The sequence below is a fragment of the Jiangella mangrovi genome, from assembly GCF_014204975.1.
Lineage (GTDB): Bacteria > Actinomycetota > Actinomycetes > Jiangellales > Jiangellaceae > Jiangella > Jiangella mangrovi.
Genome location: NZ_JACHMM010000001.1, coordinates 6,061,163 through 6,086,018 on the forward strand (window position 1 = coordinate 6,061,163; position 24,856 = coordinate 6,086,018).

The 24,856-nt window shown below is 70.9% G+C and carries 24 protein-coding genes; 12 read left to right on the top strand and 12 right to left on the bottom strand.

What is annotated here, in order from left to right:
• Positions 1-133 precede the first annotated feature (133 nt).
• The gene (locus tag HD601_RS28085; protein ID WP_184827549.1) at positions 134-898 is read right to left on the bottom strand and encodes an alpha/beta hydrolase fold domain-containing protein; all 765 of its coding nucleotides are present in this window, start codon (positions 896-898) and stop codon (positions 134-136) included.
• Positions 899-1,325: 427 nt separating this feature from the next.
• Positions 1,326-2,153, bottom strand: a complete 828-nt coding sequence (locus HD601_RS36100) for an Imm52 family immunity protein (RefSeq protein ID WP_343076460.1) — start codon at positions 2,151-2,153, stop codon at positions 1,326-1,328.
• Here HD601_RS36100 and HD601_RS28095 point away from each other — a divergent pair.
• Positions 2,056-3,303, top strand: coding sequence for an IS256 family transposase (locus tag HD601_RS28095; RefSeq protein ID WP_184818915.1), 1,248 nt, complete (start codon positions 2,056-2,058; stop codon positions 3,301-3,303). The two genes, HD601_RS36100 and HD601_RS28095, sit on opposite strands and share 98 nt — an antisense overlap.
• 313 nt (positions 3,304-3,616) lie before the next feature.
• Here HD601_RS28095 and HD601_RS28100 read toward each other — a convergent pair whose 3' ends face one another.
• On the bottom strand, positions 3,617-4,057 hold the full coding sequence (locus HD601_RS28100; RefSeq protein WP_221441383.1) for a hypothetical protein: 441 nt from the start codon (positions 4,055-4,057) through the stop codon (positions 3,617-3,619).
• Positions 4,058-4,299: 242 nt separating this feature from the next.
• Between HD601_RS28100 and HD601_RS33240 the strand changes: the two genes are divergently transcribed.
• Both HD601_RS33240 and HD601_RS33245 read left to right on the top strand, forming a co-directional pair.
• Positions 4,300-4,737 (top strand): GAF domain-containing protein, encoded by a 438-nt coding sequence (locus HD601_RS33240; RefSeq protein ID WP_221441384.1) that lies wholly within the window; start codon positions 4,300-4,302, stop codon positions 4,735-4,737.
• Between the two features lie 39 nt (positions 4,738-4,776).
• Positions 4,777-4,992, top strand: a complete 216-nt coding sequence (locus tag HD601_RS33245) for an ANTAR domain-containing protein (protein ID WP_221441385.1) — start codon at positions 4,777-4,779, stop codon at positions 4,990-4,992.
• Between the two features lie 6 nt (positions 4,993-4,998).
• Here HD601_RS33245 and HD601_RS28110 read toward each other — a convergent pair whose 3' ends face one another.
• The gene (locus HD601_RS28110) at positions 4,999-5,337 is read right to left on the bottom strand and encodes a hypothetical protein (protein WP_184827555.1); all 339 of its coding nucleotides are present in this window, start codon (positions 5,335-5,337) and stop codon (positions 4,999-5,001) included.
• Positions 5,338-5,481: 144 nt separating this feature from the next.
• Here HD601_RS28110 and HD601_RS36300 point away from each other — a divergent pair, with 144 nt between their 5' ends.
• The 9 genes from HD601_RS36300 (at position 5,482) to HD601_RS28150 (ending at position 13,463) form a co-directional block, all read left to right on the top strand.
• The gene (locus HD601_RS36300) at positions 5,482-5,553 is read left to right on the top strand and encodes a putative leader peptide (RefSeq protein WP_425503494.1); all 72 of its coding nucleotides are present in this window, start codon (positions 5,482-5,484) and stop codon (positions 5,551-5,553) included.
• 68 nt (positions 5,554-5,621) lie between these two features.
• Positions 5,622-6,176 carry a flavin reductase family protein gene (locus tag HD601_RS28115; RefSeq protein WP_184827557.1) on the top strand — a complete coding sequence of 185 codons (555 nt, stop codon included), beginning with the start codon at positions 5,622-5,624 and terminating at the stop codon, positions 6,174-6,176.
• A gap of 80 nt (positions 6,177-6,256) precedes the next feature.
• A complete protein-coding gene (locus HD601_RS36305; RefSeq protein ID WP_425503495.1) occupies positions 6,257-6,343 on the top strand; it encodes a putative leader peptide in 87 nt (28 codons plus the stop codon).
• A gap of 137 nt (positions 6,344-6,480) precedes the next feature.
• The gene (locus HD601_RS28120; RefSeq protein WP_184827558.1) at positions 6,481-7,557 is read left to right on the top strand and encodes an ABC transporter substrate-binding protein; all 1,077 of its coding nucleotides are present in this window, start codon (positions 6,481-6,483) and stop codon (positions 7,555-7,557) included.
• A gap of 11 nt (positions 7,558-7,568) precedes the next feature.
• Positions 7,569-8,429, top strand: coding sequence for an ABC transporter permease (locus HD601_RS28125; protein ID WP_184827560.1), 861 nt, complete (start codon positions 7,569-7,571; stop codon positions 8,427-8,429).
• Positions 8,429-9,268: an ABC transporter ATP-binding protein gene (locus tag HD601_RS28130; RefSeq protein ID WP_184827562.1), complete on the top strand. Its 840-nt coding sequence runs from the start codon at positions 8,429-8,431 to the stop codon at positions 9,266-9,268. Before HD601_RS28125 ends, HD601_RS28130 begins: the two co-directional genes overlap by 1 nt.
• Before the next feature lie 20 nt (positions 9,269-9,288).
• Positions 9,289-10,653, top strand: coding sequence for an NtaA/DmoA family FMN-dependent monooxygenase (locus HD601_RS28135; RefSeq protein WP_184827571.1), 1,365 nt, complete (start codon positions 9,289-9,291; stop codon positions 10,651-10,653).
• A gap of 9 nt (positions 10,654-10,662) precedes the next feature.
• The gene (locus HD601_RS36105; RefSeq protein WP_221441386.1) at positions 10,663-12,450 is read left to right on the top strand and encodes a rhodanese-like domain-containing protein; all 1,788 of its coding nucleotides are present in this window, start codon (positions 10,663-10,665) and stop codon (positions 12,448-12,450) included.
• A complete protein-coding gene (locus tag HD601_RS28150) occupies positions 12,447-13,463 on the top strand; it encodes an aldo/keto reductase (protein WP_221441387.1) in 1,017 nt (338 codons plus the stop codon). The genes HD601_RS36105 and HD601_RS28150 overlap by 4 nt, the downstream gene beginning before the upstream one ends.
• Positions 13,464-13,528: 65 nt before the next feature.
• Here the strand turns inward: HD601_RS28150 and HD601_RS28155 are convergent, their stop codons facing one another.
• From HD601_RS28155 to HD601_RS28190, 8 genes are all read right to left on the bottom strand, one after another.
• Complete coding sequence (locus HD601_RS28155) at positions 13,529-17,605, bottom strand: ThuA domain-containing protein (protein ID WP_184827573.1); 4,077 nt, start codon at positions 17,603-17,605, stop codon at positions 13,529-13,531.
• Between the two features lie 69 nt (positions 17,606-17,674).
• Positions 17,675-18,559, bottom strand: coding sequence for a sugar phosphate isomerase/epimerase family protein (locus HD601_RS28160; RefSeq protein WP_184827575.1), 885 nt, complete (start codon positions 18,557-18,559; stop codon positions 17,675-17,677).
• Entirely contained in the window at positions 18,556-19,290 is a 735-nt protein-coding gene (locus tag HD601_RS28165) for an ABC transporter ATP-binding protein (protein ID WP_184827576.1), read from the bottom strand. The genes HD601_RS28160 and HD601_RS28165 overlap by 4 nt, the downstream gene beginning before the upstream one ends.
• Positions 19,287-20,033, bottom strand: coding sequence for an ABC transporter ATP-binding protein (locus tag HD601_RS28170; protein WP_184827578.1), 747 nt, complete (start codon positions 20,031-20,033; stop codon positions 19,287-19,289). The genes HD601_RS28165 and HD601_RS28170 overlap by 4 nt, the downstream gene beginning before the upstream one ends.
• Before the next feature lie 13 nt (positions 20,034-20,046).
• The gene (locus tag HD601_RS28175; RefSeq protein ID WP_184827580.1) at positions 20,047-21,525 is read right to left on the bottom strand and encodes an ABC transporter substrate-binding protein; all 1,479 of its coding nucleotides are present in this window, start codon (positions 21,523-21,525) and stop codon (positions 20,047-20,049) included.
• Positions 21,522-22,547, bottom strand: coding sequence for a branched-chain amino acid ABC transporter permease (locus HD601_RS28180; RefSeq protein ID WP_184827582.1), 1,026 nt, complete (start codon positions 22,545-22,547; stop codon positions 21,522-21,524). Before HD601_RS28180 ends, HD601_RS28175 begins: the two co-directional genes overlap by 4 nt.
• Entirely contained in the window at positions 22,544-23,617 is a 1,074-nt protein-coding gene (locus HD601_RS28185; protein WP_184827584.1) for a branched-chain amino acid ABC transporter permease, read from the bottom strand. The genes HD601_RS28180 and HD601_RS28185 overlap by 4 nt, the downstream gene beginning before the upstream one ends.
• Before the next feature lie 52 nt (positions 23,618-23,669).
• Positions 23,670-24,773 (bottom strand): Gfo/Idh/MocA family protein, encoded by a 1,104-nt coding sequence (locus tag HD601_RS28190; RefSeq protein WP_184827586.1) that lies wholly within the window; start codon positions 24,771-24,773, stop codon positions 23,670-23,672.
• Positions 24,774-24,856: the final 83 nt, after the last annotated feature.

Consider the following 24,856-nt stretch of genomic DNA (forward strand, 5'->3'; position numbering starts at 1 on the left):
CGATGCGCGCTCACGTTACGGATCGATGGCGCCCGACGTCAAGGGCTCCATTCGAAATGTGATGACGATGTTCGTAACATGGATGACACCCTCACGTAGCCCGGGTGCCGCTGGGCCTGCGGCTCGGTCGGCGTCAGCCGACGACCGTGCGGCGGAGGAAACGGATCATCTCGCCGGTCGTGATCTCGAAATCTGCATTGGCGTCTTCGCCGGCTCCGCGAATTCCCACGCCCGCGGAATTGAAGAACCCGTGCCGCCGGCCGGCATAGAGCACGATCTCGGCCAGGCCGCCGCGGCCCCTCACCTCGTCGACCAGCGCCATCGAGTTCTCGTGATGAACGGCGGAATCAGCCGTCCCATGCATGATCAACAGCGGCGGAATTCCCGCGCGGACATGATGCACCGGTGAATGCCGACGGGCGTTCTCGTCATTCTCGAAATGCCGCCTGCCGAATCCGGCCGGGAAGTCTCCGGTCGTGTCCGTGACCGGGTTGAAGAGCACGAGGGCCACCGGCCGATGACGGTCGTCGCCGTCCGGCAGGTCGAGCACGGCCGTCGCCAGTGCCAGCTGCCCGCCGGCCGACCCGCCGATCGCGACGATGCGCTCGGTGTCGCACCCGATGTCCTGAGAACGCTCGAAGACGGCGTTCATCGCGGCCACCGCGTCCTCGGTCGCCGCCACCGGACCCTCCGTGCGGTACTCGACCAGGACCGAGACCATACCCAGCGCACTGAGCCGAGCCGCCTGCGGCTGGAACTGCGTCCAGTCCCCTCGTTCCCAGCCACCACCGTGGTAGAAGACCGCCGTCGGAGCCGGTGAGTCACTCGGCTCGAGCGGGGCCGAGACGTGGAGAAGCAGGGTCCGGCCGCCGACGGTCCGGTACGGAATCTCGCGCACGACGTTCGATTATGCGGCGACGCCGCAAGGCACCGGCGCAGCGGGCCGGGAAACCCTCGGCGCTGGGGCGTGTTCGACGGATCTTCGGCGGCGCGACCGTCGCGGGGTGCGGCTTCCGGCCCTTTCGGCCACTGACGGCACCCGCAACGGTGTGAGATCACTGCGCTGAGTGGGTGAGGAAATTGTCGCCACAGCGACAGCAGCGCCACACAGATCACGCAGAGATCTCACATCAACCTGGCTGATGCGCGGTTGGGGTGTCGACGACGCCCTGCGGACCGTCCGTCGGGCACGGCCAGGGAGGACGTGGTCCACCGCCGGGCTCATCCATGGTGGCGTGGCAGGTAGGCCCTGCCGACACCTCCGGCGAAGAAGGCGCCGAGTCGTGCGAGGGTGCGGATGCTCTGCAGCGGCCCGGAGGTGGAGGTCAGGGTGTTGGCGTGAGGTCCGCGGATCTCTCGACCTGCTTCCGAATGCTGATCATCGCTGAGGCACCACTCGCGCCCACATCTGCGGGGAGGGTCACGAGAGAACCCCCGTGGGTCTTCTCCACACCCACACCCGAGAGATCGGGGTCCACGCGGCGACGATCGGACAGGAAGGTGATCCAGCCGAGGACGGGTGACCTCGGAGGCGCCCCCTGGGCTTCCCGCAACGTCGACGACGACCACGTCGCCCAGTCGGGCGCCCAGCTGGTCGTGATCACGTCGAGCGCCGCGCGAGCGGTCTCGTGCCGATAGAGGCCAGGCGCCTCATTGGCCGGCGGCAACTCCAGGACGAAGTGATTCATCGCGCCAGGATCGGTGTGGGAGGCCCCGAGCTTCGCCATCAGGCCGACGCCGGCCTCCAATCCGTTCCACAGACCCAGGTAATACCCCAGCTCCTCGATGATCTCTCCGTCGGAATCCTTGCGGTTGCGATTCGCGGCGAGCAACTGCGCGAGCGACGTCTCCCCCAGATCCACCCGATCTCGAGCGGCCGGAACTCTGCGTCCCTTGCGAAACCATGATGCGAAAGCCGGGTCGACGGCCGGCGAAGTGACGTCCGGCAGAGTGGTGTACCGATCCCGGTGAGCGTGTCGCTGTAGATGTGGGTGACGGCCACCGGGTGATCCTTCGAGTGATCTCTCACAACCGACTCGAAGAAGGACACCAACGATGACCGTCAGGACCAGTATCGACCCTGCCCGCCTGCTCGAGGAACAGCTGGCCCAGGCCAGCCCGGATCTGTTGCGCGAGTTGCTGCAGACGTTCATCAACACGCTGTTGTCGGCCGAGGCTGACGCGGTGTGTGGTGCGCAGTACGGCACGACCAGCCCGGAGCGGGTGAACCGGCGGAACGGCTACCGGCACCGCGACTTCGACACCCGTGCCGGCACGATCGATGTCGCGGTGCCCAAGCTGCGTCAGGGGTCCTACTTCCCCGAGTGGCTGCTCGAGCGCAGGAAGCGGGCCGAGCGGGCACTCACCTCGGTGGTGGCGACCTGCTACCTGCTCGGGGTGTCCACCCGGCGGATGGACAAGCTGGTGCAGTCGTTGGGCATCACGGCCCTGTCGAAGTCGCAGGTTTCGGAGATGGCCAAGGACCTCGACGCGCACGTGGAGCAGTTCCGCACCCGCTCGCTGGCCGACGCCGGGCCGTTCACGTTCGTCGCCGCCGACGCACTCGTGCTCAAGGTCCGCGAGGGTGGCCGGGTCGTCGCAGTCCACGCGCTGGTCGCGACCGGCGTGAACGCCGACGGGCACCGCGAGATCCTCGGCATCCACGTGACCACCAGCGAGGACGGCGCCGGCTGGCTCGCCTTCTGCAGAGATCTGACCGCCCGCGGCCTCACGGGGGTCAAGCTCGTCACGTCCGATGCCCACCGCGGGCTGACCTCCGCGATCGAGGCGACTCTGCCGGGTGCGGCCTGGCAACGCTGCCGCACCCACTACGCCGCCAACCTCATGTCAGCGACACCGAAGAACTCGTGGGGCTGGGTCAAGGCCCTGCTGCACTCCATCTACGACCAGCCCGACGCCGAGTCGGTGCATGCCCAGTTCGACCGCGTCGTCGACGCCCTGACCGAGAAACTCCCCGCCGTCGCTGACCACCTCGAACACGCTCGCGCCGACATCCTGGCCTTCACCGCGTTCCCCAAGGAGATCTGGCGACAAATCTGGTCGAACAACCCCAACGAGCGCCTCAACCGCGAGATCCGCCGCCGCACCGACGTGGTCGGGATCTTCCCCGACCGGCCCTCGATCATCCGCCTCGTCGGCGCCGTCCTGGCCGAACAGCACGACGAGTGGGCCGAAGGCCGCCGCTACCTCGGACTCGACGTCCTCACCCGCTCCCAGGCCGTCGCAACAGCCGAGCAGGAGGTGACCGACGAGGAGCTGACCCTGCAAGCCATCACGGCCTGAAGCACAACGACGAGGGATCAGACCTCGTACACCACGTCACCGGACTTGACCGGCGGCGAGCCCGGTCAGGCACGTAGCCAACGTCGCGGCAGCCTGCGTTGCCAGCGCTTGCCGAGAGCCCCAATAGGCGCCGATGTAGGTGGGTTCCATGCGGCTACTCCCCCCTCCTCGCAGGCACAGCTTCAGCCTGCGCCATTCGCCACTGGCGCCGCGTGCCATATCGCCGGTTCCGGATACAGCCATATCAGAGAATGCAGAGCAGACCTGCCGGCCGCCTCGTGGGTCGGAGGTCGCGTGGGTCGGAGGTCGGGAGTCAGCGACGCCGGCTGATCGCGTCGGCGGTCGCAGCCCCCGCCAGTCCGAAGGCGAGGTGCGGGACGACGTCGGCCAGCCAGTCCGCGAGGTCCCACTGCCTCGGGTCGGTGCTGCCCGAGGCGATCGCGGGGACGTTGCCCGCCGTCATCGCCAGCGCGCCCAACGCCGACGCGGCCACCCAGAAGGGGCGGCGACCGGGGACCCGCCGCTCCGTCAGCAGGTACAGCGTCGCCACGCCGATGCCGGTGGCGTAACCGGACAGTGCGCCCGCCGCCTCTCTGCGGTGGGCGGCCTGGGGTTCGTTCCCCAGGTCCACACCGGCACGCTCGGCAAGGTGGCCGACCGCGGCCGCAGGGACCGTGCTCGCCGGCCGGCCGCGCACCAGCATGTCCGCGTAGGTGGCCAGCTCGAGAGCCGCCGTCGCCACGGTCCCGGCCACGAGACCACGGCCCCAACGGTTCATCATCGTCTCCAGAGCGCGCGTGAAAGGGAGCGGTCTCGGCCGCTGGGTGTTCAACGACCGAAACCTGAACCGTCTGGTGTCCCGGGAGACCAGGCGATCTACTTGACCCCTCTACCCCGTTGTCGTCACCTGATCCCGATTTCTCATGCCCGGTTTACCGAGTCGCGGTTCGGGGACGTGTCTCATCATCGAAAGGGCCGAAGGGGGGGTGTGCCACGATGGACAACGCTCTCGCTCAGCGGATGGGCGAGCTGGCGCGGCACCTGCAGGAGCAGATCAGTGTCGAGGAGACGTTGCACAGCATCGTGCACGCCGCGGTCGACACCGTGCCCGGAGCCCGGCATGCTGGCATCTCGGTGGTGGAGGGCCGCGCGAACATGCGCACGCCCATCTTCTCCGACGTGCTGGTCACGAAGGTCGACCATGCCCAGATCGAGCTGGGCGAGGGGCCGTGCCTCGACGCGCTCCATCAGCGGCACACCGTCCGCTCGCCGGACCTCGCCGACGAGCCGCGCTGGCCCCGCTTCGCCGCCCGCGCGGTGGATCTCGGGGTGCGCAGCATGTTGTCCTTCCAGCTCTTCGTCGCCAGGGACAACCTCGGCGCGCTCAACCTGTACTCCCCCGAGGCCGGCGCCTTCACCGGGCGCGACGCCTAGGAGATCGGGCTGCTGTTCGCCGCACACGCCGCCGTGGCCATGGCCGACGCCCAGAGCATCGCCAGCCTGCACCTCGCGGTCGCCAGCCGCGACCTCATCGGCCAGGCCAAGGGCATCCTGATGGAACGCTACGGACTCGACAGCGATCAGGCGTTCGCCCTGCTGGTCCGGACGAGCCAGACCACCAACACCAAACTCGCCGACATCGCCGAGCACCTGGTCCGCAGCCGCCGGATGCCGGACGGAACGGACTGACCCGCCTCAGCCCTCGTCGCGGTCGACGGTGTCGAATCGCCAGAACGTGCTCGTGGCGCCGTCCGGCTCGTGCTCACGGAACAGGAAGCGCAGATCGTGGGTGTCGAACGCCTCGAACCACGTGTCCCACGAGACGGTTTCGCCGCCGGCGGTACCCGGCGCCGACAGGCGCAGCGCGTCGACGGGAAGCCATCCGCCCTCGGCCGGGCGCGTCGTGGCCGGCTCGACCTCGCGGTCGGCGGCCCAGGCGCGGATCACGTCGTGGTTGCGCGTCACCAGGATCTGCCCGCGATGGTCCTCGTGGACGTCCGGGCCGGCCACAGCCTTGTGCGTCGGTTCGGTCACGCTGATCCCGTTCCCTTCTGCCCCGTCGACGTGGCTGTACCCGGATGGCCGGCGGACCACGCCCGGTCGCACGGGCGGGCGACGAGTACCACGATGTGGATCGATGGTTGCATTTCCTAGTGTCTCAGTAGGAAATTGGACGACATGTACAGGCTGCTGCTCACCCAGCGACGCGCCGTCGATCTGATGCGTGTCGCCAGCCAGCTCTGTCGTTGATCCCGGGTTCTTCGTCGAGGTCCGCCGCAACGGCGCACCTCCGCCTTCACCTACCCAGGAGCCGCCGCATGTCCGTCCGCCTCGCCTCACCCACCCCCGACGCCTCCGATGTCCCCGACGCCGTCGACGCCCGCCGGGCCGGCTCGGTCGACCCCGACGCCTTCAAGGCCGCCTTCCGCCGGCACGCCGCCGGGGTGGTCGTCATCACCGCCGACGCCGGCCGGCGCCCGGTCGGCTTCACCGCCACCTCGCTGGCATCGGTCTCGCTCGATCCGCCACTGCTCTCGTTCGCCCTCGCGACGACGGCGTCGAGCTGGCCGACCGTCGCCATCGCCCCGACCCTCGTCGTCAACTTCCTCGCCGACGACCAGCACCGGCTGGCGACCACGTTCGCCACCAGCGGCATCGACCGGTTCGCCGCGCCGACGGCATGGTCCCGGCTGGTCACGGGCGAGCCCCTCCTCGACGACGCCCCCGGCCACCTGCGCGCCGAGGTCGTCGACCGGCACCCCGTGGGCGACCACCACATCGTCGTCGCCCGGGTCACGCACGCGTGGAGCGCCGAGCCGCACGCGCCGCTCGTGTACCACGCGGGCACGTACGGACGACTCCAGACGTCCTGAGCCTTCCACATTCCGGGCATCCGATCTCGCATCGCGGACGCACCCTGTATTTCCCACTGATTTGATAGGAATCTGGTCACGTGTTCGACTCCCTCCTGACCCAGCGGCGCTACGTCGACCTCATGCGCGTCGCCGGGCAGCTCTGTCCGCAGGGACGGGTGGCCTGACCGCGGCCGACGCGCCGCCGCCACACCGTCACCGCACGAGTCGACCGCGCCCGTCCAGGGCGCCTCCCCGACCTTCGATCCGCCCGTTCCGGGTCGCCGCACGCTGCCCGGAACCGGCATCCCACCAGGAGGACCACGTGACGCTTCGTACCCTCGGCCGCCGCCCGGTGCTGCCGGCCGTCCTGGCCGCGGCCGCACTCGCCCTGGCGGCCTGCGCCGGCGAGGAGGCCACGGCGGACGACGGCGACAGCCTCGGCACCGTCGTGGTCGCCACGTCCGCCGACGACTTCACCGGCGGCCAGCTCGCCTACACCATGGCCGTCGCCAACGGCTACTTCGAGGAGGAGGGCGTGCGGATCGAGAACTACATCACCGACACCGCGCCCAACACCCTCCAGGCGCTGATCAACGACCAGGTCAACGTCGGTTTCCTGTCGCTGTCGACGACGGCGCAGGCGGTCGAGCAGGGTCGCAACGTCAAGCTCGCCGCGGCGGTGCAGATCACCAACGACTGGAGCCTCATCGTCTCGACGAAGTGGCTCGAGGACCAGGGCATCGACCCGCAGGAATTCGCCGGCTGGCCGATCGAGGAGCGCGGCGCCGTCCTCGGCGACAACGCGCTGTGGGCGACGAACTCGGCCGGCGGGCTGTGGGAGCGGGCCAGCGCCTACCTCGCCGACTGGTTCGGCTTCGACCCCGAGACCGACGTCCAGCTGGCGCCGTTGGAGAACATCAACAAGATCGCCGGCATCAAGGACGGCTCGGTCCAGGTGTGGCTGGCCAGCTCGCCGGACAACCGGCTGCTGGTGGAGTCCGGCGACGCCGTCGAGGCGCTCAGCACGCAGGAGCTGGTCGACGAGGTCCCGCTGGTCGCCAACGCCCGCGCGGCGGAGACGATCGTCAACGACGACTGGGCGCAGGACAACCGCGAGCTGGCCGAGGCGTTCTTCCGGGCCTACCAGCGCGGCGCCGACTTCGTCGTCGAGAACAGCGTCGACGACATCCTGGCGATCGCCCAGGAGCAGTACGCCGACTTCGACGTCGAGCGCATCCGCACCGTCGTCGAGGTCAACAAGGAGAACCTCCCGCCGGACAGCCGGCACTCCGAGGAGGCCATCCAGGCGCAGATCGACTTCGCCGTCGCCAGCGGGAACATCGCCGAGCCGCTGCCGATCGACGAGGTCTACACCGACGAGTACCTGCCCGCGGAGTGACGGGAGCCGCCATGTCCACCGTCGTCGTCACCGAGCACCGCCCGGCCCCGGCGGACGCCGCCGGGCAGCCGGCCGCCGTCGCCGCCCCGGAGTCGCCGCCCCGCCGCCGTCGCGGCCTCGCCCTGCGCGCCCTGCTGCACGTCGGCTTCGTGGGCGCCGTCCTCACCGCCTGGGAGCTCTCGTCCGGCCGCTGGATCGACCCGCTGCTGCTCAGCAAGCCGTCGGAGGTGCTGCGCCAGCTGTGGGACTGGATCGTCACCGGCCATCTCGCGTTCCACCTGCAGTTCACGCTGACGGCGCTGGTCATCGGCTTCCTGCTGGGCGCGGTGGTGGCGTTCGGGCTGGCGGTGCTGTTCGCCGAGCTGCCGCGGGCCGGCCGGTTCGCGGAGATCTACATCATCGTGTTCAACGGCATCCCGACGATCGCGCTGATCCCGGTGTTCATCGTCTGGTTCGGGTTCGGCATCGAGACGAAGATCTTCATGGGCTTCCTGACCGTGTTCTTCATCGTCTTCATCGCCTCGTTCCAGGCGCTGCGCAACACCGACTCGCGCTACCTCGAGCTGGCGCGCGTGCTCGAGGCGAACACCTGGCAGCGGCTGGTGAAGTTCCGGCTCTGGGCGGCCGTGCCGTTCCTGGCGTCGGCCTTCAAGCTGGCGCTGCCGGCCACCGCGCTCGCCGTCGTCACGGCGGAGTTCCTCGGCTCCAACCGCGGCATCGGGTTCCTGCTCATCCGGGCCAGCAACCTGCTGGACATGGCCAGCCTGTTCGCCGCCGTGCTGGTGGTGACGGCGCTGGTCCAGATCCTCACGCTGGCGGCCGCCGCCCTGGAGTCGCGGCTGCTCACCTGGGTGCCGAAGGAGAAGAAGTGATGACGCTCGCCACCAGCACCGAGACCCTCATCGACGACGGCGGCAGCGGCGGTCCCGCGGCCGTCGGCTCCGCGGACGCCGGGCCGGCCATCTCCGTCCACGACGTCGGCCACGCGTTCGTGGCCGGCACCACCGTCGTCGAGGCGCTGCGCGGCATCAGCCTGGAGATCCCGGAGGGGCAGTTCGTCTCCCTGGTCGGCAAGAGCGGCTGCGGCAAGTCGACGCTGCTGAACATCCTGGCCGGCCTGCTGACGCCGACCGGCGGCGAGATCGCGGTGCGCGGCTCCGGTCTGCCGGGCCTGCCGAACCGCGGCTACATCACCCAGGACAGCCGGCTGCTGCCGTGGCGGACGGCGCTGCAGAACGTCGCGCTGCCGCTGGAGCTGCACGGCGTGAAGAAGAAGGAGCGGCTGGACCGCGCCCGCCGCCTGCTCGAGCGGGTCGGGCTCGGCGACGCCGTCCACCAGCGGCCCGACCAGCTCTCCGGCGGCATGCGCCAGCGCGTCGCGATCGCGCAGGCGCTGGTCTACGAGCCGGCCGTCCTGCTGATGGACGAGCCGTTCGGCGCGCTGGACGTCTGGACCCGCGAGTCGCTGCACGACCTGCTGCTGGACGTGCAGGCCGAGCTGGGCACGACGGCGATCCTCGTCACCCACGACGTCGGCGAGGCGATCTCGCTCTCGGACCGGATCGTGACCCTGGCGCCGCGGCCCGGCCGAATTCTCGGCGACTACACCATCGCCGGCTCGAAGCGGCCTCGCCGGCACGACGCCCTGCGCGACGACGTCCTGGCCGACCTGCAGACCCGCATCCGCCGCGACCTCGGCGCGGCCGCCTGACCTCGAACGGAGAACCCCACGTGTCCACCGAACGCAAGCACGTCAAGCTCGGCTTCTCGATCTGGGCCACCGGCATCCACCCGGCCGGCTGGCGGCTGCCCGAGGCGAACGCCCACGGCACCTTCGACCCCGGCTTCATCGCCGACACCGTCCGGGCGGCCGAACGCGGCCTGCTGGACTTCTACTTCATCGGCGACCGCGTGGTGGGGCTGCCGTCGTCGCAGCACGAGAGCCCCAACGAGGTGCTGCGGCCCGAGGCGCTGACGCTCTCGGCCTACGTCGCCGCGCTCTCGACCCACATCGGCATCGTCACCACCGTCAACACCACCTATGCCGAGCCGTACACGCTGGCCCGCGCCACCGCTCAGGTGGACCACCTGAGCCGCGGCCGGCTGGCCTGGAACATCGTCACCGGCAAGAACGAGGAGGCGGCCGGCAACTTCGGGCGTGACGAGCACTGGGACTCGGTCAGGCGCTACGAGTGGACCGGCGAGTTCGTCGAGGTCGTCAAGGGCCTCTGGGACAGCTGGGAGGACGGCGCGCTGCTCGGCGACAAGGCCGGCGGGCAGTTCATCGACGAGGACCGCGTGCACGCCATCGGCCACAGGGGCGAGCACTTCGCCGTCACCGGCCCGCTCAACATCGCCCGGCCGCCGCAGGGCCACGTGCCGATCCTGCACGCGGGCTCCTCGGAGGAGTCGCACGTGTTCGGCGCCCAGCACGCCGACATCCGGTTCATCCTGCTGCAGGACACCCCGAAGGCGAAGGCGTACTACGCGGACCTGCAGCGACGCCGCGCCGAGGCCGGCTTCCCGGACGGCCAGCAGGCGGTCGCCGGGCTGCCGGTGTACGTGGCCGGCACCGCGCGCGAGGCGCACGAGAAGTTCCGCCAGATCCAGTCCCTGACGGTTGTCGAGGCGAGCCTCGGCCCGATCTCCGAGGCGCTCGGCGTCGACCTGACCGGCCGCCGGCTGGACACGCCGCTCGACGACGTCCCCGAGCTGGCCACGGTGTCGTCGGCGCGGGGGCTGCTGATCCTCGACCGTGCGCGCGAGGCCTACGACGACCCCTCGCCGACGCTGCGCGAGCTGGCGCTGTTCTTCAAGCGCACCCACGGCAAGCAGGCCGTCGTGGGCGACGCCGTCGACGTCGCCGACTACATCCAGGAGCAGTTCGAGGAGCGCACCACCGACGGGTTCATCCTGTTCCCGCCGTACCTGCCCGGGCCGCTGGACGCGTTCGTCGACCTCGTCATCCCCGAGCTGCAGCGGCGCGACCTGTTCAAGAAGGAGTACGGCGCGCCGAAGACGTTCCGCGAGATCTTCGGCCTGCCCGGCCGCCCCGCCAACCGCAACGTCGCGGGCCTCGCGTCCGTCGCGTCCTGAGGAGTCGCTGTGACCCACCGAAGCCGGTTCTTCGTCGGCGCGGCGGACCTCGCCGACTCGCTCGCACACGGCACCCCTCCCCTGCTGCTCGACGTCCGGTTCGCGCCGTCGGGCCCGGACCTGCGGCCGGAGTACGAGGCCGGCCACCTGCCGGGCGCACACTTCGTCGATCTGCAGGCGCAGCTGGCCGGGCCCGGCGGCGGCACGGCCGGACGGCGTCCGCTCCCCTCCCCCGAGGCGCTGCAGGAGACGCTGCGCGGCTGGGGCGTCGACGACCTCGGCCAGCCGGTCGTCGTCTACGACGACAAGCACGGGCTGACGGCGGGGCGGGCGTGGTGGGTGCTCACCTGGGCCGGGCTGACCAACGTGCGGCTGCTCGACGGCGGGTACGGCGCGTGGCTCGCGGCCGGTGGCCCGACGACGACGGAGGAACCGGCGCCGCCCGCGCCCGGCGCCGTCGTCCTGACCCCCGGACGGCTGCCCACCCTGACCGCCGACGAGGCGCAGCAGCTGGCGCTGACCGGCGTGCTGCTGGACTCGCGCGGGACCGCCGCCTACGAGGGCGGCGCCCCGGCGGCCGGGCACATCCCCGGCGCCCTGGACGCCGGCACCCGGCACAACCTGGACGAGTCCGGGCTGCTGGCCGACGACGCGACGCTGCGGGCCCGCTTCGACGGCCTGGGCGTGCGGGCCGGCGAGCCGGTCGGCGCCTACTGCGGCGGCGGGGTCGCGGCCGCCCACCAGGTGCTGGTGCTCAAGTCGCTGGGCATCGACGCCGCGCTGTTCGTGGGCTCGTGGTCGGCGTGGTCGGCCGACACCACGCGCCCGGTCGCCACGGGCCCGGACCGCGGCATCGCACGCGCGGTCCGCCTGCGCAGGTACGGCGGGCCCGAGGTGCTGGACGTGGTGGAGCTCCCCCGGCCGGCGCCCGGCCCCGGCGAGCTGCTGGTCGAGGTGCGCGCGGCCGGGGTCAACCCCGTCGACTGGAAGACCCGGCGCGGGCAGCGGGCGACGGTGCCCCTGGACGGGCCGCGCGGGCTCGGCTCCGACGCCGCCGGGGTCGTGGTGGCGGTGGGCGACGGCGTCAGCGCACCCTCCGTGGGCGAGGAGGTGGTCGTCATCGGAACGCAGGGCGCCTACGCCTCGCACCTCGTGACCACGCCGGCCCGGACGCTGCCCAAGCCGCGGCAGCTGTCGTGGGCGCAGGCGGCCGCCGTCGGGATCCCCACCGGCACCGCCTACCAGGCGCTGACGTCGCTGCGGCTGGTCGGCGAGGAGATCCTGCTCGTGCACGCCGGGGCTGGCGCCGTCGGTCAGGCCGCCCTGCAGTTCGCCCGTCAGTGGGGTGTCCGGGCCATCGCGACCGCGCGGGCGGAGAACCACGACCGGCTGCGCGAGCTGGGCGCCGTCCCGGTCGAGTACGGCCCGGGCCTGCTCGACCGCGTCCGGGCCGCGGCGCCCGACGGCGTCGACGTCGCCCTGGACGCGGCCGGCACCGACGAGGCGCTGGAGGTGTCGCTGGCACTCGTCGCCGACCGGACCCGCATCGGCACCGTCGTCGCCGTCGAACGGGCCGAGGAGCTGGGCATCCGCGCCTGGAGCGGCAGCCGGCCGGGCCGGCTCACGCCGGACGAGCGGGCGCTGCGCCGTGAGGGCGTCGCGCTCGCGCTGGAGCTGGCCGCGAAGGAGGCCTTCGAGTGGGAGGTCGCCGCCGAGTTCCCGCTCGCTGCGGTCGCCGAGGCGCACCGGCTCAGCGAGACCGGGCATGCGCGCGGAAGGGTGGTGCTGGTGCCGTGAGCGACGGCGTGAGCAACGGCTACCGGCAGGTCGGCACGTCCGGCCTGGTGATCTCCGAGCTGGTCATCGGCACCGCCGCGTTCGGCAAGGCCGGGCGCATCGCCGACGGCCAGGACGGCGCCGACGGCATCGTCCGGGCCGCCCTGGACCTCGGCGTCACGACCTTCGACACCGCCGACTCCTACGGCGACCAGCCCGGCGACAGCGAGACGATCCTCGGCCGGGCCCTGCGCGGGCGCCGCGACGAGGCCGTCGTCTCGACGAAGTTCGGCACCCGCGCGCTCGCGTCGTCGGCGTCGCGCGGCACCCTCGGCTCGCGGGCCAACGTGCGCCGGGCGGTCGAGGACTCGCTGCGACGGCTGGGCACGGACTGGATCGACCTCTATCAGATCCACACCCCGGACCCGGCGACGCCGATCGAGGAGACGCTGGGCGTGCTCGACGACCTCGTGCGCGAGGGGAAGATCCGCTACGCCGGCGCGTCCAACCTGCCGGCCTGGCGGTTGGCCGACGCCCACCACGTCGCCCGGACCGGGCGGCTGGCCGGCTTCGTCTCCGTCCAGGTCGAGTACAACCTGCTATGGCGGGCGCCGGAACGGGACCTGCTGCCCGCCGTCCGGCACTACGGACTGGGGCTGCTGCCCTACTTCCCGCTGCAGAACGGCCTGCTCACCGGCAAGTACACCCGGACCGAGGCGCCGGCGTCGGGGAAGATCACCCGGTTCAAGCCGCACCTGCTCGAGTCGGCCCCCTGGGACGCGCTGGACCGGCTGCACGAGTTCGCCGCGGCCCGGTCCATCACACCGATCCACGTCGCCTACGGCTGGCTGCTCGCCCAGCCGGGGGTCTCCGGCCTGGTGACCGGGGCGACCACCGTCGCGCAGGTGCAGCAGAACGCCGCGGCCACCGGCTGGCTGCCCACGCCGGACGAGGAGGCCGAGCTCCGGGCGCTGCTCCCCGGCGAGCTCAGCGGCAAGCCCGGCAGGCACGCTCCGGCAGCCGCGGCCGCCTGAGCAGCCGGGTGGCCCGGGGCGAGGAGAGTCCCCCCGGGCCACCCGTCTTTCGGGAGCGAGCCGGCTCAGCCCTTGCCGACGTCGCTCCGGCCTGCGGCGAGGTTGACGGCCAGCGCCTCGCGGGTGGTGAGGACACCGTCGGCGACGAGCTGGTCCGTCACCTCACGGACGTGGCGGATGAACTCGCCGCGGATCGCCCACGGCTCCTCGTCCCGGATCAGGTCGTTGACCGTGCAGCCGCCGTCGACGCCGTGGTTCGTGACGCCGCTGTCGACGTCGCCGATGACGACGGTCGCGCGCTCGTCCGGATGGGGGCAGGTGCCCGGACCGCCGTCGCCGGCGGCGAGCTCCATCCAGTTCACCCGCACCGGACCGTCGGGGAACACGAGGTGCAGCGGGAACGTGCCCTCGGTCGGGCTCAGGTCGAGGGTCACGTCCTGCCAGGTCGCGGCGTCGTCGGCGACGACGATGATCGCGTCGTTGCCCTGCCCGGACGAGTCCGTCGCGGTGGTGCCGCCGTCCTCGTCGAACCGGTACCAGGCGACGTCGCCGCCGTCACCTCCGCCCGGAGCCGCCACCAGCGCGTGGATCTCGCTCTGCGACAGCGCGCGGCCGAAGATGTTGACGTCGTCGACCGCACCGTTGAGCAGCGGGTCCGCCGAGTACTGGGAGTCGCCGATCCAGTTCTGATCGGTCTCCCCCAGGTCCGACGGCGAGAGCGTCATGTTGGTGTTGGTCCCGATCGGGGCGCCGTCGAGGTACAGGGTGCCCGTCGTGCCGGACAACGTGACCGCGACGTGGTGCCAGCCGTTGCTCGGCAGCGCCTGCGAGCCGTTGATGATCTGCTCACCGGACCCGGTCGTGATCGCGTACCTCAGGTTGTTCGTCCCTCCGGCGCTCGGGGTCAGGAACATGTAGTTCCCGGTGCCGGAGCCGAAGTCGAAGATGCGCGCCCACGACTGGCCGCCGGACCAGTTCACCCAGGACGAGACGGTGAAGTCCTCGACCTCGCTGACGACGCCGTCGGGCAGGTCCACGTAGTCCAGCTGGCTGGATCCGCCGATCCGGACGGCGCTGTGGAAGCCCTCCGGGCCGGCGGCGCGGCCGATATCGGCGTTGCCCTCGATGGCGGCGGTGCCGAGCAGTTCGCCGTCGGGACCGTCGCGCCGGACCTCCACCGTTGTGTCGTCGGCGGTCGCGACGCGGAGGGTCATCTCGCCGATGCCCGCCAGGTTGTACGGCTCGTACGAGGCCCAGGCGCCGTCCTGGCCGCTGATGGCCTCGCCGCCGCCGGTCTCCTCGTCGTCCGCGTCGTCGACCTCGATGCCCTCGGCCTCGGCGAAGTGCTCCGTCTCCTTGCGCGACTGCTGCAGGAGATGCGTGACGCCGCCGGTCAGCGCCGGCGAGCCGGCCTCGCCGCCGTCGTCGGTGTAGCTGGCCGTCACCGTGAGGGAGATGTCCGCCGCGTCGCCGTGCTCCGCGTCGTGCTGGGTGGCGATGACGCCCTCGCAGCCGGTCTGCGGCTGACCGGGGTGGACGTGGGCGTTGCCGCCCTCGTCGTGGTAGAGGCCCTGCTGGACGGTGACGCGCTCGCAGTCGATCGCCGCGCCCGACCCGTCCTCGGCGTCGTCGACGGTGACGCGGTACGGGATCTCGTCACCCCAGTCGAACACCTGCCCGTGCGCCGGCAGCTCGATGGTCACCTCGGGCCGGGTGTTGCCGGCGGTGACGGTCAGGTTCGAGTTGCCGGAACGTCCGGACGGGTCGGTGACGGTCAGCCGCACCGTGTACTCGCCGGGCTCGGTGAAGGTGTGGGTGGGGTTCGCGTCCGTGGAGGTGGCGCCGTCGCCGAAGTCCCACGCGAACGTCAGCTCGTCGCCGTCCGGGTCGATGCTGCCCTCGCTCGAGAACGTGACCTCCAGCGGGGTCGGGCCGGAGTCCTTGTCGGCGCCGGCCTCGGCGATCGGGGTGCGCGCACCCTCCGTGTAGTTGATCTTGTACAGCCCCGAGTCGGGGTTGACGTTGCCCCCGGCGTAGTTGAAGTCCATGCCCCACTCGATGAGGTACATCGCGCCGTCCGGCCCGAACTCCATGTCGTGCGGGCTGCGGAAGAGCGTGCTCGGCATGAACCGCTCGAAGCTCTCGTAGCCGCCGTTCTCGTCCAGGCGGAGGGCGCCGATCCACTTGCGCGACCACTCCATGACGAAGACGGCGCCGTCGAAGTACTCGGGGAACTGCCCGTCGCCGAGCAGGCCCTCCTCGTAGTTGTAGACGTCGCCGGCATAGGCGGTCCGGCCGCCACCGGTGGGGATCTCGGGGAACTGCGGCGACGTGCCGTACGGGTACCAGATGAACGCGTCCTTGGCCGGAGGCACCACATCGAGACCGGTGTTGAACGGCGAGTCGTTGGCCGGGCCGTTCTCGCAGTCGAAGAACTCTCCGGGGGTGCTGGTGGCGAAGTCCCACTCACGGTAGGCCTGGTTGTCGCCGATGCAGTACGGCCAGCCGTAGTTGCCGGCCTCGCGGATCTGGTTCCACTCGTCGTAGCCGCGCGGGCCCCGGTTGGGGTTGTCGCTGCCGGCGTCGGGCCCGACCTCGCCGGCGTAGACCCAGCCGGTCTCGTCGTCGATGGCGATGCGGAACGGGTTGCGATGGCCCATCGTGTAGATCTCGGGCCGGGTGAGGTCCGGATCCGAGGTCTCGGGTGGGAACAGGTTCCCCTCGGGGATCGAGTAGGTGCCGTCGTCCTCGGGCGTGATCCTGATGATCTTGCCGCGCAGGTCGTTGGTGTTGCCCGAGGTCCGCCGGGCGTCGTAGGAGCGCTTGGCGTCCTCGCTGACCTGGTTGTCGTAGATGCGCCCGTCGATGGGGGCGAAGCCCTGCGACGCGAAGTGGGCGGTGTCGTCGCCGGTGGAGATGTAGAGGTTCCCGTCCGGGCCGAAGCGCATGGACCCCGCGGAGTGGCAGCAGACCTCGCGCTGGTGCGGGATCTCGAGCAGCACCGACTCGGACGCGAGGTCGAGCTCGTCGCCGTCGACGGTGAACCGGGAGACGTGCTGCACCTCGGGCGAGGGTGCGCTGTAGAAGAGGTAGAGCCACTGGTTGGTCTCGAAGTCGGGGTCGAGGGCGATGCCCAGCAACCCGTTCTCGTTGCCGCGGTGCACGGGGATCTGCGCGGCGACCTTGACGGCCCCGGTCTCGGGCTCGTAGAGCTTCACCGCGCCGCCCAGCTCGACGTAGAACACCCGGCCGTCGGGCGCGACGGCGAGCTCCATCGGGTTGGCGGTGTTGTCGTCCAGCGCGATCTTCTCGAACGACGCCTCGGTGGGGATGCCGTCGCGCGGCTCGCCGCAGTCGCCCTCGGCGGCGCCGGCGGCCCACTCGATGCCGCCCAGGAGGTGCTCGCGCATCAGCGGCTCGTCGTAGTACTCCGAGCTGTGGCCGAGCGCGGTGTACCAGGTGCGCCCGCCGTCGAAGTTCGCGCACCAGGAGATCGGGTGGTCCTCGCCCATGGCGCCGGAACCCGGGTTGTAGGTCGACTCGTCGAGCGTGGCGAGGACGTGGACCTTCTCCCGCGGGTTGGCGGTGAAGTTGTACCACTCGTCCTCGCGGACCCACTCGGCCGGCAGGCCGGCCGTCGACGGGTGCGTGTCGTCCTCGATCCGGACCGTGGCGTCCTGGAACTGGTCCGCGCCCGACGGGTGGTTCCGGAAGAACGCGCCGCCCATCAGGTCCGACCACCAGGGCCAGTTGGTCTTGTCCATGTTCGCCGTCGAGTGCAGGCCGGCGAAGCCGCCGCCGTTGTGGATGTAGCGCTCGAACGCCTGGCGCTGCGCGGCGTCGAGGGTGTTCTCGCCGTCGGTGTAGAAGACGATGGCCTCGAACTCGGCCAGGCCGGCGTCGGTGAAGACCGACGCGTCCTGGGTCTCGGTCACGGTGAAGCCGTGCTCCGCGCCGAGCTCTTCGACGGCGTTGAGGGCGGCCGGGATGGAGTCGTGCCGGAAACCGGTCGTCTTGTGGAAGAACAGGACCTGGTACTCGTCCTCGGGGACGTGCGCGGAGCTGATGGCCAAGCCCGGGAGCAGTGAGGCCAGGAGGGCCGCCAGCAGCGCGAATGGGATGTAACGATAAAGTCGTCGCATAGACCTCTCACCGTCGCTTCGTTGCGGATGTGGACCGAAGATCGTCCGAGGGTGAACAGCCCGACGTGCTCAGTTCGGTGAGGACACACCCCCTCCCCGCACAACCCCGGTGAGGAAGGCGAGCCCGTCGACGGCGATGGCGTCCTGCGACTTCGCCAGCGGCCGCCAGATCGACGCGGCGGTGGCGATGGTCGCGTTGTCGCCGGTGAAGGACTCGATCACGAGCGGTCCCCGATAGCCGGCCGCGTCCAGGGCGGTGACGATGCCGGGCCAGTTCAGGTGGTCCGCGCCCGGCGCGCCTCGGTCGTTCGCGCAGACCTGCACGTGCGCGATCCGGCCGGCGGCCCTCCGGATGGCCTCCGTGATGCTGCGTTCCTCGATGTTCATGTGGAACACGTCCAGGCCCAGGCCGCAGCCGGCGACGGGCAGGCCGTCCAGCGCTTCCAGGGCCTGGTCGACGGTGTTGATCAGGCTGGTCTCGAAGCGGTTGAGCGGCTCGACAGCGACCGTGACGCCGGCGTCCATCGCGTGCCGGACCACCGGATCGAGGCTGTCGCGCAGCTGCCTGTAGCAACCGCGCCGCTCGGCGTCGGCGATGCGCCAGGTCCTCCCGACCGACGTGTAGATCGGGCCCGCGATCACCGGCGACGACACCGTCGCCGCGATGTCGACGACGTGGCGGAGGAAGTCGCGCGTCGTCTCGATCGTCTCGCGGTCGGTGCTCACCAGCTCCCGCCCCGGACCCATGCCGACGACGACCGTGGCCGACAGGCCGAGCCCGTCGAGCAGGGCTGCCGCCCGGCGGGGATCCCAGTCGCCCACGGTCTCGACCGGGAGCTCGATGACGTCGAAGCCCCACTCCCGGATCCGCGGTGCCAGCTCGGCCAGCCTCTGGTCGGTCAGCGGCGAGGTCCAGATCCAGGTGTTGGCCCCGAGCGCTCTGCCGTTGGTCATGCGTGCTCTCCCATCGTGACGCCGACGCCGAGATACCGGTGCTGCAGTTCCGGCCGGTCCAGCAGCTCGTCGCCGCTGAACTCCGCCTCGATGCGGCCGGAGACCATGACGAGCTGGCGGTCCGCCAGCCGCACCGCGGCGCGCAGGTTCTGTTCGACCACGAGCACGGCCACGCCCTCGGCCACCAGGCGGTGGACGACCTCGACCAGCACGTCGACGATCGTGGGAGCGAGCCCTTCCGAGGGCTCGTCCATCACGATCAGCGGCGCGTTCAGGAGCAGTGCCCGGCCGACGGCGAGCATCTGCTGCTCGCCGCCGGACAGGTCCGCTCCGCCGTGGTGGCGCCGCTCGGCGAGCCGGGGGAACAGCTCGTAGACGGCGTCGGGCGTCCACCGTCTCCCCCGCGCTCGCCGGGCGAGCATGGCCAGGTGCTCGTCGACGGTGAGCGAGGGGAAGAGCCGCCGGCCCTGGGGCACGTAGGCGATGCCGGCGATGGCGATCGTCTCGGGAGCCATGCCGTCCAGCCGCCGGCCGGCCAGCCGGACCTCGCCGCCCGAGGCGGGCAGGAAGCCGACCAGCGTGTCGCAGAGCGTGGTCTTGCCCATCCCGTTGCGCCCCACGACCGCGACCGACTCGACCCCCATGCTGAAGCTCAGGCCGTCGAGGACCAGGGACGTTCCGTAGCCGGCCCGCAGGTCGCGGACCTCGAGCAGAGCGTCGTCCCGTGTCATGCCGCCTCCGTGCCGAGATAGATGTGGTGGACGTGCGGATCCGCACGGACCTCCTCGGGTGTCCCGGTCATGACCTGCTCACCGTCCGCCATGACGACGACCCGCTGCGCGATCCGGAACGCCACGTCCATGTCGTGCTCGATGAGCAGCAGGGTCAGCTGGTCGTCGAACGACTCGAGCAGTTCGACCAGCCGCTCGCGCTCACCCCGGGACAGGCCCGACGCCGGCTCGTCGAGCAGCATCACGTCCGGGTCGGTGGCGATGGCCATCGCCAGCTCGAGCTGGCGCCGCTGCCCGTGCGCGAGCTCGCCCGCCACGACGTCGATCTGCCCGGCCAGCCAGGCTCGGGCCGCCACGCCGGCCGCCTCGTCGCGCATCGCACGATCGGCCGGAGACCGCCAGAGCGCCCGATGCCGGCCGCGATGACCGGCGAGCGCGAGATAGATGTTCTCCCGCACCGTGAGGCCGGCGAAGGCGCGTGCCTTCTGGTAGGTCCGGGCGAGTCCGAGGCGGGGGCGGTGCCGCGAGGGCCGACGGGTGCAGTCCTGCCCGCGGATGGCCACCGAACCGGTGGTCGGTGCGATGTCGCCGGCGATGACGTTGAACAGCGTGGTCTTGCCGGCCCCGTTCGGCCCGATGACGGCCAGCCGCTCGCCCTGCGCGATGTCGAGATCGACACCGCGCAGGGCGCGCAGGCCTCCGAACGCCACCGTGACCGCACTGACCTGGACGACGGACGCCATAGCAGCCGGCCCCCTAGTTCTGCGGGACGCCGTCGACGACGGGGATGGCGTTGCCCACCCAGGGCAGCTCCCGCTCCTCGCACGCCGGGAAGTCCCGGCCCGGCGACGGAGTGTCCGGGCTGAACGTGCCGCCGAAGGTCTGGTCGACACCCGGCACGATGGCCACCGTCTCCTGGACGACCTCGCCGGAGTCGTCGAGCGCGAGGCGCGACAGGCCGACGTCGACGATGCCGCTGCGGTTCTCGTCCAGGCTGATGTCGCCGTAGGGCAGGTCCAGGGTGAGACCCGAGATCGCCGCGTGGAAGGCATCGAGGTCGGAGATGTCGCCGCCCACCGACTCCAGGGCTTCGACCAGCGCCACGCCGGCCGTGTAGTAGCCGTAGAAGAAGCCGAACTCCGCGGCCACCGACGGCGGTGCGGGCTCGTTGCCGCTCAGGGAACCGGGGATGGTCTCCCAGGTCGCGTCCGCGGCGGCCAGGTACTCCTCGATCTCCGGCGTCTCGACGTCGGCTGGCAGCGTGGCGAACCCACCCACGTAGGCGCCGGCGATGCCGGTGCCGAGCGCCTGCGCCAGGGCGGGGTTGAAGAACAGGTTGCCCGCGTGCTGGTCACCCGTGAGGTCGCCCTTGCCGTTGACGAACGCCTCGAGCGCGGCCTGGGTCCCGGTCCCGCCGACGGCCCAGAAGTAGCCGTCGACCTCGTCCGGGTTGGGCAGCTGGGCGATGTAGGACGAGTAGTCCGTGGTGCCCAGCGGCGGGAAGACACGGTGCGTGACCTCGCCGCCGACGGCGCAGAAGTCCGCCACGAAACCCGCCGCCGAGGTGTGGCCGAAGCTGTAGTCGTCGGCGATGACGGCGACGGTGTCCCAGCCCTCCTGGTTGTGCAGCAGGTCGCCGAGCCCGGCGCTCCAGATGGCGCCGTCGCCGTAGAAGCGGAAGTAGTTCGGCGCCTGGACCTGCAGCGTCTGCTCCTGCGACCCGGAGATGCCGGCGAGCACGGTGAGCTCGGGGTTCGCCTTGGCGTACTCGGCGATCGCGATGCCCTCGTCGCCGGAGAGCGGCCCGATGATCACGTTCGCGCCGAGCTGCTCGACCAGCCGGCGGACCTCCTGGACGATCCTGTCGGCGGTGTCGTCGCCGCAGCCGACGCCGACGAGCTCGATCGGCGTCCCCGCGACCTCCGCGCCGCTGAACCCCTCCAGCGCGCTGGTCGTGGAGGCGGGGGTGGCACCGGCGAACCGGGCCAGGGCCAGCGTGGTGCCCGCGACGACGTCCTCGTGGAAGCCGCCGAACGGGCCCTCGCACTGCCCGAGGATTCCCAGCCGGATCCCCTCGCCGTCCGCGGGCGGAGCGGTCCCGCCGTCGGCCGACGACCCCTGGTCGGCGGGCAGTCCGGCGGAATCGGCGTCGTCCCCGCCGCAGCCGGCGGCCACCAGCGCCAGGCCCGCCGTCACGGACAGTGCCAGCGATGTTCGTCGCTTCAGTCTGCTCATGATCGTGTTCCTCCGAGTTCCTTCTGGGTCGTGCGGATGGGTGGCGATCCGCCGCGCAGCCGCCGGATGATCCCCGTCAGGCCCTCGGGTGAGAGGACCATGATCACCAGGACGATGACGCCGATGACGGTGTTGAACCGCGCCTCGGTGATGCCGATGCGGTCGACGAGCGGCAGGTCGCGCAGGTAGGTGAAGACCAGGACGTAGACGAACGCGCCGAGCCAGGCGCCCTCGAGTGACGAGATGCCGCCGATGACGGCGATGATCAGCAGGATCAGCGTGGGCCCGATGGAGATCGACGCGGGATCGATCTGGCCGTTCCACCACACGTTCAGCAGTCCGGCCAGCCCCGCCACGAGGCCGGCCAGCGTGAACGCCAGCGTCCGGTGCAGCGCCACGTTGAACCCGAGCGACGCCATCCGGACCGGGTCGTCGCGCACACCCTGCAGGGCCAGCCCGAACGCCGTGTGTCGCAGCGCCCGGAAACCGAGGTAGGCGAGCACCGAGAGCAGCAGCGCGGCGTAGTACAGCCGCACGGGCGGGCCCAGGAGCTCCGGCCGCTGGATGCTGGTGATGCCGCCGGGCCCCGAGATCTCGACGATCTGCGCGAACACGAAGTAGCCGATGACCCCGTACACCAGGGTCAGCATCAGGAAGTAGATGCCCGTGGTCCGGCTGGCGATCGCCCCCAGCACGAAGGCGGCCAGCGTCGTCACCACGATCGCGAACCCGACGGCGGCCCAGGGATGCCAGCCGAGGTTCAGGCCGCGGGCGCCGCCCTGCAGGGCCGCGTTGCCGAACATGAAGCCGGCGATGCCGAACATCAGCAGTTGCGCCAGCGACGTCATGCCGCCGTACCTGGCCAAGACCACGATGGTCGCAGCCGCCAGCCCGAGGATCAGCGTCTGGGTCATGACGAAGTTGACGAAGAACGCGGTGGCCAGGCTCGGCAGCAGCGCCAGGATCAGCACCACGCCGGCGCCGGCGATCGTCTCAGGGGTCGGGCGTTCACGCAGGTTCATGCCGGCCTCCCGAACAGCCCGTAGGGACGGACGGCCAGCACGACGGCCAGGAGACCGAACGTCAGGATGATCGCGTAGTAGGAGTACTGGCTCGGCAGGTACGCGGGTGAGAAGGCGACGACCGTGCCGTACAGCAGCGAGCCGGCGGCGGCGCCCTTGAGCGAGCCCAGGCCGCCGATGATCACCACGACGAGGGCGTTGAGCAGCCAACTGCCGTCCGTGCCGGGAGCGGCGCCGGCGAACGATGCGCCGAGCACTCCGCCGACGCCGGCCAGGAAGGAGCCGACGAAGAAGGTGAGCGCGAACACCCGGCGGATGTTGATGCCGAGGCCACGCACCATCTGCCGGTCGTCGACGCCCGCCCGGATGACCATGCCCACGCTCGTGCGGTTCAGCCAGAGCCACAGCAGCACGCCGACCAGGACGGCGATGCCGAGCATGAAGAGCCTGGTGGCCGCATAGCGTTCGCCGAAGATCGAGAAGAAGTGCGTCACGGCGCCCGGCCAGACCATCCGCTGCGCCAGCCCGCCGAACTCGCGCAGCATCTGGTCGGCCAGCACGACGGTGATGGCGAGCGTCACCAGCGTCTGCCGCATCTCCTGGCCCTCGTTCCACTGCAGGAACACCTGCTGGATCAGCAGACCGAGGACGGCGGCGACGCCGGCGCCGGCCAGCAGCGGCACCAGCCAGTCGAGCAGGCCGACGTCCGCGGCGTCGATGTTGCGGGACCGGCCGACCATGGCCTCCTGCACGCGGATGGCGACGTAGGCGGCGAGCAGGAACAGCGAGCCGTGCGCCATGTTCACCGTGCGCATCAGCCCGAAGATGAGGGTGAAGCCGGACGCGGCGACGAAGAGCAGGCCGGCGAAGGTTACCGCGTCCAGCGCCGTCACCAGGAACGTGCCCGGGTCGCCCGCCGCCGCGCCCGCCGGGGTGCCGTCCGCGAGGAACAGCACCCAGGCGGCGACGGCGAGCACGACGACGGCGGCGACGAGGACGGGCGGGCGGCGCAGGTCCGCCAGCCGGCCTCTCGGCGAGCCCCGGTCCACCTCGATCAGGGCAGGCGTCATCACTACCTCCCACAGGTCAGCGCCGTTCGGCGCAGGGTCGTCGGACGACTCGTCAGCTCGTGTAGTCGGGAATCGCGACCCGGCTGCCGCCGTTCATGGCCGACTCGTGGGCGCAGATCCCCACCGACGTCCAGTTCGCGGCGGTGACCTCGTCGATCGCGGGCGTCCGGTCCTCGACGATGCTGCGCACGAACTCGTGCGCCAGGTGCGGATGCGAACCGCCGTGCCCGCTGCCCTGGATGAACGAGAGGTGCTCGTTCTCGGCGTCGTAGACCCCGCGGGTCGTGAACGGCGCGATCTCCGGCGGCAGCCGATGGGCGAAGTCCCGGACCTCGACAGGCTTGGGAATCTCGCCGACATGCAGAACATGACCGGAGCCCTGGGTCTGTTCCCATTCGAATGTCGCCAGTTCTCCGAACACGGTGAAGCTCTCGACATATTCACGAGCGGTCTGGAACAACGAACGCGCGATCTCGGCGCCGACGGGTGAGTCACGAAGCGTGATGAGTGCGCTCTCGACGGCGAATGGGGAGCCATACTTGGCGGTGAGTTCCGCGGAGATCCGCCCCGAGCCGAGGCACACGACGCTGTCGGCCAGCGCACCGGCCAACGACAACACCGGGCTCACCGCATGGGTGGCGTAGTACATGGGCGGAAGGCCCTCCCAGTACCCGGGCCATCCGGCCATCTCCTGGTGGTGCGCTCCCCTGAGGAACTGGATCCGGCCCAGCGTTCCGTTGTCGGCGAGGTCCTTGACGTGCAGGAACTCCCGCGAGTAGACGACGGTCTCCATCATCATGTAGTTCTTGCCGGACTCCCTGGCGGCCTCGACGATCGCCCGGCACTCCTCGAGCGTCGTGGCCATCGGGACGGTGCAGGCGACGTGCTTTCCCGCTCGGAGCGCGGCGATCGACTGGTGCGCGTGATCGGGAATGGGGGTGTTGATGTGCACCGCGTCGATGTCTGGATCGTCGAGCATCGCGGTGAAATCCGTGTAGCGGCCCACCACTCCGAAACGGTCCGCGATCTCATTGAGCGTGGCCTCGGTCCGTTGACATACGGCCACCAGTTCGGCGTCCGGATGGGCTTGATAAATCGGCACGAACTCCGACCCGAAACCGAGCCCGGCGATGGCCACACGTACTCTCTGCGTCATCGTTGACCTCCTGTGTCGTGAAGGTTACGGAGGACACATCGGGACGAACCATGCGCAATCCAGCAGCAGACCTTAGATTTTTT

Coding starts and splice junctions, on each gene's coding strand:
- HD601_RS28180 (WP_184827582.1), bottom strand. CDS start 22,547: ATGAACCTGCGTGAACGCCCGACCCCTGAGACGATCGCCGGCGCCGGC.
- HD601_RS28175 (WP_184827580.1), bottom strand. CDS start 21,525: ATGAGCAGACTGAAGCGACGAACATCGCTGGCACTGTCCGTGACGGCG.
- HD601_RS33245 (WP_221441385.1), top strand. CDS start 4,777: ATGGCCGACGCCCAGAGCATCGCCAGCCTGCACCTCGCGGTCGCCAGC.
- HD601_RS28170 (WP_184827578.1), bottom strand. CDS start 20,033: ATGGCGTCCGTCGTCCAGGTCAGTGCGGTCACGGTGGCGTTCGGAGGC.
- HD601_RS28115 (WP_184827557.1), top strand. CDS start 5,622: ATGTCCGTCCGCCTCGCCTCACCCACCCCCGACGCCTCCGATGTCCCC.
- HD601_RS36100 (WP_343076460.1), bottom strand. CDS start 2,153: ATGAACGTCTGCAGCAACTCGCGCAACAGATCCGGGCTGGCCTGGGCC.
- HD601_RS28185 (WP_184827584.1), bottom strand. CDS start 23,617: ATGACGCCTGCCCTGATCGAGGTGGACCGGGGCTCGCCGAGAGGCCGG.
- HD601_RS28190 (WP_184827586.1), bottom strand. CDS start 24,773: ATGACGCAGAGAGTACGTGTGGCCATCGCCGGGCTCGGTTTCGGGTCG.
- HD601_RS28125 (WP_184827560.1), top strand. CDS start 7,569: ATGTCCACCGTCGTCGTCACCGAGCACCGCCCGGCCCCGGCGGACGCC.
- HD601_RS28165 (WP_184827576.1), bottom strand. CDS start 19,290: ATGACACGGGACGACGCTCTGCTCGAGGTCCGCGACCTGCGGGCCGGC.
- HD601_RS28160 (WP_184827575.1), bottom strand. CDS start 18,559: ATGACCAACGGCAGAGCGCTCGGGGCCAACACCTGGATCTGGACCTCG.
- HD601_RS28155 (WP_184827573.1), bottom strand. CDS start 17,605: ATGCGACGACTTTATCGTTACATCCCATTCGCGCTGCTGGCGGCCCTC.
- HD601_RS28095 (WP_184818915.1), top strand. CDS start 2,056: ATGACCGTCAGGACCAGTATCGACCCTGCCCGCCTGCTCGAGGAACAG.
- HD601_RS28130 (WP_184827562.1), top strand. CDS start 8,429: ATGACGCTCGCCACCAGCACCGAGACCCTCATCGACGACGGCGGCAGC.
- HD601_RS33240 (WP_221441384.1), top strand. CDS start 4,300: ATGGACAACGCTCTCGCTCAGCGGATGGGCGAGCTGGCGCGGCACCTG.